This window comes from Actinomadura soli (genome assembly GCF_005889715.1).
Classification (GTDB): domain Bacteria; phylum Actinomycetota; class Actinomycetes; order Streptosporangiales; family Streptosporangiaceae; genus Spirillospora; species Spirillospora soli.
The window spans coordinates 1-5174 of record NZ_VCKW01000398.1 but is presented as its reverse complement, the minus strand read 5'-3'; the positions used below and the strand labels follow the sequence as shown (position 1 = coordinate 5174).

The following is a 5174-nucleotide window of genomic DNA, read 5'->3' as shown; positions in this document are numbered from 1 at the left end:
CGCCAGACCCCGCCAGGCCCCGTCAGGACGGCCCGCCAGGCCGGTCGGGACGGGCGGCGGGCGGTTGGCGGGTGGTCGGCTGGGGTGCGTCTGTTAAGGAGCGCTTGAACCCTCTGCGTAGGGTTATTCATTGGACGACCTGAACAGCCTGGGTAACACTCCAGGTCAAAGCGATCTACCAGAGGGAGCGGCATGAGAATCGGGATCGTCGGGGCCACCGGCCAGGTCGGGGGCGTGATGCGCGAGATCCTGGCCGAACGCGGGTTCCCGGTCGACGAGCTGCGGCTGTTCGCCTCGGCCCGCTCGGCCGGACGCAAGCTGCCATGGAACGGCTCCGAGATCACCGTCGAGGACGCGGCGTCCGCCGACTACTCGGGCCTCGACATCGTGCTGTTCTCCGCCGGGAAGACCACGTCGAAGGAGCTGGCGCCGAAGGTCGCCGCGGCCGGCGCCGTCGTGATCGACAACTCGTCCGGCTGGCGGATGGACCCGGACGTCCCGCTGGTCGTCGCCGAGGTCAACCCGCACGCGGCGACGCGCCGTCCCAAGGGGATCATCGCCAACCCGAACTGCACGACGATGGCCGCGATGCCGGTGCTGCGGCCCCTGCACGCCGAGGCCGGGCTGACCGCCCTCGTCGTCTCCACCTACCAGGCGGTCTCCGGCAGCGGGCTCGCCGGGGTCGCGGAACTGCACGACCAGGCGACCAAGGTCGTCCAGAACGCGGACCGGCTGACCCATGACGGCTCGGCGGTGGAGTTCCCGGAGCCGTCCGTGTACGTGCGGCCGATCGCGTTCAACGTCCTGCCGATGGCGGGGTCGATCGTGGAGGACGGGCTCGCCGAGACCGATGAGGAGCAGAAGCTCCGCAACGAGAGCCGCAAGATCCTGGAGATCCCGGACCTGAAGGTGTCGGGGACGTGCGTCCGCGTCCCGGTCTTCACCGGCCATTCGCTGCAGGTGAACGCCCGGTTCGAGCGTCCGGTGAGCCCCGAGCGGGCGAGCGAGCTGCTGTCCGGCGCGCCCGGCGTCGTGCTGTCGGACGTCCCGACGCCGCTCCAGGCCGCGGGCCAGGACCCGACCTACGTGGGCCGCATCCGCCGCGACGAGACCGTCGACAACGGCCTCGCCCTGTTCTGCTCCGGCGACAACCTCCGAAAGGGGGCCGCGCTCAACACCGTCCAGATCGCCGAGCTGGTCGCCGCCGAGTAAACCGCGCTCCTGCCGGGCCGGGCGGCTCCGCCTGCCCGGCCAGCCGAGCTGCGGTGGTGGTCGGGGAGGTCAGCTCGCGCGGCGGCCGCGGATCTCCAGGGCGTTCAGGAGCGCGGCGGTGCTCTGGGCGATCTCCTCGACGGCCCGGTCGAACGCCTCGGCGTTGTGGGACGCGGGCGCGCGGAACCCGGAGATCTTGCGGACGTACTGGAGCGCTGCCGCCCGGACGTCCTGGTCGGTCACGTCGTCGGTGAACGGCGGTCGAAGAGTCTTGATACTGCGGCACATGCACCCATTGTGACCCGTGGGGCCGACATCCCACTCCAGCGCCGGCGGCCCGGAGGGGTTTGAGGGCCCCGGGCCCTCGTCCGGCGGAGAGGCCGGACGAGGGCACCAGGGACCCGGCGGGGGGCGGGGCCCCGTCTAGGCGGCGGCGGTGCACGGGCCGGGCCGAGATTCGTCCCGTGCGGCCGCCTTAGGTCAGCCCTTGGGAGTGGGTCGGGCTGTCCAAAATTGGACCGCGACGACGCCCAAGGTGTCAACGGATCCATCCGCCACTGGATTTTCAACATTGCTGAACGGGGTCATCGAAATTTCTGAAATATCTCGTTGACCTGGGCGAATGTGGAGGCCTCCGGCGGTCGTCCCGATGGAGTCGGGTTCGGCCTCGGTGAGGCTTCCGTCGCCCGCGTCCGCGGCCGCGGCGACGAGACGGACGTTTTCCCGGCTTATGCGGAGACATCCGCCGTCTGTGTCCGCTACCGGCCGCCCAATCCGCCGCGCGGCCCGCGTCCGCGGCGGCGGCCGCCCGGTTCGCTGCGGCGGCCGCCCCCGTTCAGGACGGTCGTGGACCCGTTCTATCTGGCGCCGCTGCCGCCCAGCGTCCAGACCGCGTGCGCGATGGCGTCCGCGTTGCGGTCGAGCGCCGGGTCGTTGATGTTGGACGTGGTGTCGCAGGACGCGTGGTAGCAGCGGTCGTACGCGACGCCCGCCTGGCCGCCCCACTTCTGCGCCTGCGCGGTCGTCTTGCGTCCCTCGGCACCGGTGAACAGGCCGCCGGCGGCGATCCCGTACCGGATGAACGGGCCGTAGTCGGAGCGTCCGTCGAACGCCGTGTCCTCGACCGGGACGTTGATCGACGCGAAGTGGTCGCGGAGGACCTTCTCGATCTCCGCGGACCCGGCCGGGCCGCCGCTCCCGCTGGTCCCGTCGCCGTCATAGGCGAAGTAGCCCGGGTTGGGCGAGCCGACCATGTCGAAGTTCAGGTAGCCCTTGATCTTCGAGCGTTCGGCCGCCGGCAGGTTGTTGACGTAGTGCGTCGACCCGATGAGGCCGAGCTCCTCCGCGCCCCACCAGCCGAACCGCAGGTGCCGGTTCGGCTTGTGGCCCTCGCGGGCGACGGCGAGGGCGACCTCCAGGTTCGCGGCCGAGCCCGAGCCGTTGTCGTTGATGCCGGGGCCCGCCGAGACGCTGTCGAGATGCGCGCCGACCATCAGGGTGTTGTTGACGTCGCCGCCCGGCCAGTCCGCGATCAGGTTGTAGCCGGTCGCGCCGAGGTAGGTGAACGACTGGATGGACGTCTGGTACCCGGCCGCGTCCAGCTTGCTCTTCACGAAGTCGACGGACGCGCGGTAGCCGGGACGGCCATGGGCGCGGTTCCCGCCGTTGCCGCTGGCGATGCTCTGGAGCTGCGACAGGTGAGCCTTGACGTTGGCGACCGGAATGTCGGGCGCGGCGGCGGCCCGCGCCACCGGAGGCGCCGGCGGGGCCGCGGGCGGGGTCGCCGACGCGGCCGCGCCGGGGAGCAGGGCGGAGAGGGCCAGCGCTGCCGCCCCCACGGTCGCCAGAGTGCGCGATCTCACGAGGTGTCCTCCATGCAAAGGGGCGCGGCCCGAGACGGGGGAGCGGGCCCCGTCACGGGCCGCGAGATTGAAGGTGATCAGGAACCGTCGCTCACTCAGCAGGCGGGCTCGCCGGACTGCGCAGGCACGGTCACCGCGGCCCACGCGGCCTTCACCGAGTTGCACTCGGCGGCGGAGCCGGGGAACAGCTGCTTGGCGGCGTTGACGGTCGCCACCCGGGCGGCTGCATGGCTCCAGGCCGTCGTCTTCCGGTTGAGGCCCTCCATGAAGATCTTTCCGGCCTTCTGGATGCCGATCCCGGTGACGGTCGAGTTGTTGCACGTCGGGCTGGACGGGTTCCCGCCCGAGCCCTCGGCCAGCAGCACGAACCAGTGGTTCTGCGGGCCGGCCGCCGCGTGCACCTCGGTGCGCGGGATCGAGGACGAGTAGCAGTTCGGGTCACCGAGCGCGCTCGGGTTGTACATGTTGCGGATCGGGCCCTGGCCGACCAGGTCGATCTCCTCGCCGACCAGGTAGTCCGGCGGGTCGAGGTTGGCGGGCTCGTTGGCGTAGAACTCGACCAGCGTGCCGAAGATGTCGCCGGCCGACTCGTTCAGCCCGCCCTTCTCGTTGCCGTTGCCGCCGCTGGAGCCGCCGGGGGTGGTCTGGAAGATCGCGTGGCCGTTCTCGTGGCCGACGACGTCCATGCCCGTGGCCTGCTTGGTGCCGGCCTGGTTACGGCCGTAGTTGGTGTAGCTGCCGTTCCAGAACGCGTTGGCCTGGTTCAGGCCGACGCGCATCGGGAAGCCGCCGCCGCTGCCGTTCATGCCGTTGCGGCCGAGCCACTCCTTCAGCATGTCCCATTCTTTTTGGGCGGCGTGCATGGCGTCGACGCAGGCCGTTTCGAGGTCGGTGCCGCTGCCATTGCCCCAGACGTTGTCGGTGCCGGTGAAGGTCTGGCCGTTCTGGCCGCCGCACCGGACGCCGTTGCGCGCCGGGTCCTGCATGGACGTGGCCGCGGTGCTGATGTCGACGGTCCCGTGGTAGAAGCTGCGGTCGTCGGCGGCCGCGGCGTCGGCGGCGGGCGCGGCGTCGGCGACCTCGTCGAACGTCCGGACGACCTTGCCGCTCTTGGCGTCGACGAACACGTGCAGCTTCGTCGGGGTGTTCTTGTGGACGCCGGTGACGACGGTCTCGTACGCGAGGCGTCCCGAGCCCTCAGCCATCACCGTGAGCTGCGGCGCGGAGGCGCTCTCGACCTTGGACACGCGGGCGCGGGAGGTCTTCGCGGCCTGGGCCGCCGAGACCTTCGCCGTCGTGTCGAGGTCGAGCGTCTTGGTCTGGCTGACGGAGTTGCTCAGGACGGCGCCGCTCGCGTTCGTGGTGACGACGAAGTCGCCGCCGAACACGGGCAGACCGGCGTGCGTCCGCGCGTAGGACACGTGCTGGAGGCCGTTCAGGCTGGACACGACCCCGAGGCGGACGATCTTGTCCTCGGGCGCCGTCTTGTACGTGGACGGCTGCGCCGCGACGGCGCGGTCGGCCGAGCCGGCGGCGAGCGTGCGGGGATCGGGCTTGGCGGGGGTGCTGCTGGCGGTCGCACCTATGGCGGGGGCGGACAACGCCACGGCGAGGCAGGCGGACAGCGCCGCAGCCCCGATCGCGGTCTGGTGTCTCACGGGGGTGCTCCTTCCACGTGCCGGGCATGGCGCGGCGCGTGGAGGCCCTTGTGGGAGCGCCTCCGCGTGGACCGTCACCCGTCCGGCGGGGGTTGGGATGGGGGTGCTCATCCGGATGAGCTGTCCCGAAGTGCACTCCTAGTTATGAAATGTGTCAATGAGTCCAAGTAGGACTGGATTTTCAATCCGTGGCGTGTTGTTAAGTGAAAACTCGAAACCCCGCCCCTGGACAGCGCGGACGCCAGGCGCCAGGGAGCGATGGGACGCGCCGGAGCCGGGTGCGCGCCAGGGGGCGAGGGTGCACGGCAGGGTCGCGCGAGGGTGCACGGCAGGGTCGGCCGAGGCGTCCCCGAGCGAGGGCGCGCGGCAGAGCCCGGGCGCGCCTCAGGGGGCGATGGCGCGCCGGAACCCGGCGGGCTTCAGGGGGTGATGGGGTACGGGC

The 5174-nt window shown here is 71.2% G+C and carries 4 protein-coding genes; 1 reads left to right on the top strand and 3 read right to left on the bottom strand.

Translation table 11 applies throughout. The annotated features are described in order from the left end of the window. Nucleotides 1-192: 192 nt before the first annotated feature. Nucleotides 193-1212: an aspartate-semialdehyde dehydrogenase gene (locus tag ETD83_RS39080; RefSeq protein ID WP_138650237.1), complete on the top strand. Its 1020-nt coding sequence runs from the start codon at nt 193-195 to the stop codon at nt 1210-1212. A gap of 69 nt (nt 1213-1281) precedes the next feature. Here ETD83_RS39080 and ETD83_RS39075 read toward each other — a convergent pair whose 3' ends face one another. The 3 genes from ETD83_RS39075 to ETD83_RS39065 all read right to left on the bottom strand — a co-directional run bounded on the left by ETD83_RS39075 (nt 1282) and on the right by ETD83_RS39065 (nt 4732). After that, on the bottom strand, nt 1282-1500 hold the full coding sequence (locus ETD83_RS39075) for a DUF2277 domain-containing protein (protein WP_138650235.1): 219 nt from the start codon (nt 1498-1500) through the stop codon (nt 1282-1284). Between the two features lie 569 nt (nt 1501-2069). After that, entirely contained in the window at nt 2070-3074 is a 1005-nt protein-coding gene (locus tag ETD83_RS39070) for a M28 family metallopeptidase (RefSeq protein ID WP_138650233.1), read from the bottom strand. A 95-nt stretch (nt 3075-3169) separates the two neighbouring features. Continuing rightward, nucleotides 3170-4732: a M4 family metallopeptidase gene (locus tag ETD83_RS39065; protein WP_230421487.1), complete on the bottom strand. Its 1563-nt coding sequence runs from the start codon at nt 4730-4732 to the stop codon at nt 3170-3172. Between the last annotated feature and the right edge of the window lie 442 nt (nt 4733-5174).

What these genes read in the sequence shown, in the direction of transcription:
- ETD83_RS39080 (WP_138650237.1), top strand. Translation starts at nt 193, where the DNA reads ATGAGAATCGGGATCGTCGGGGCCACCGGCCAGGTCGGGGGCGTGATG.
- ETD83_RS39075 (WP_138650235.1), bottom strand. Translation starts at nt 1,500, where the DNA reads ATGTGCCGCAGTATCAAGACTCTTCGACCGCCGTTCACCGACGACGTG.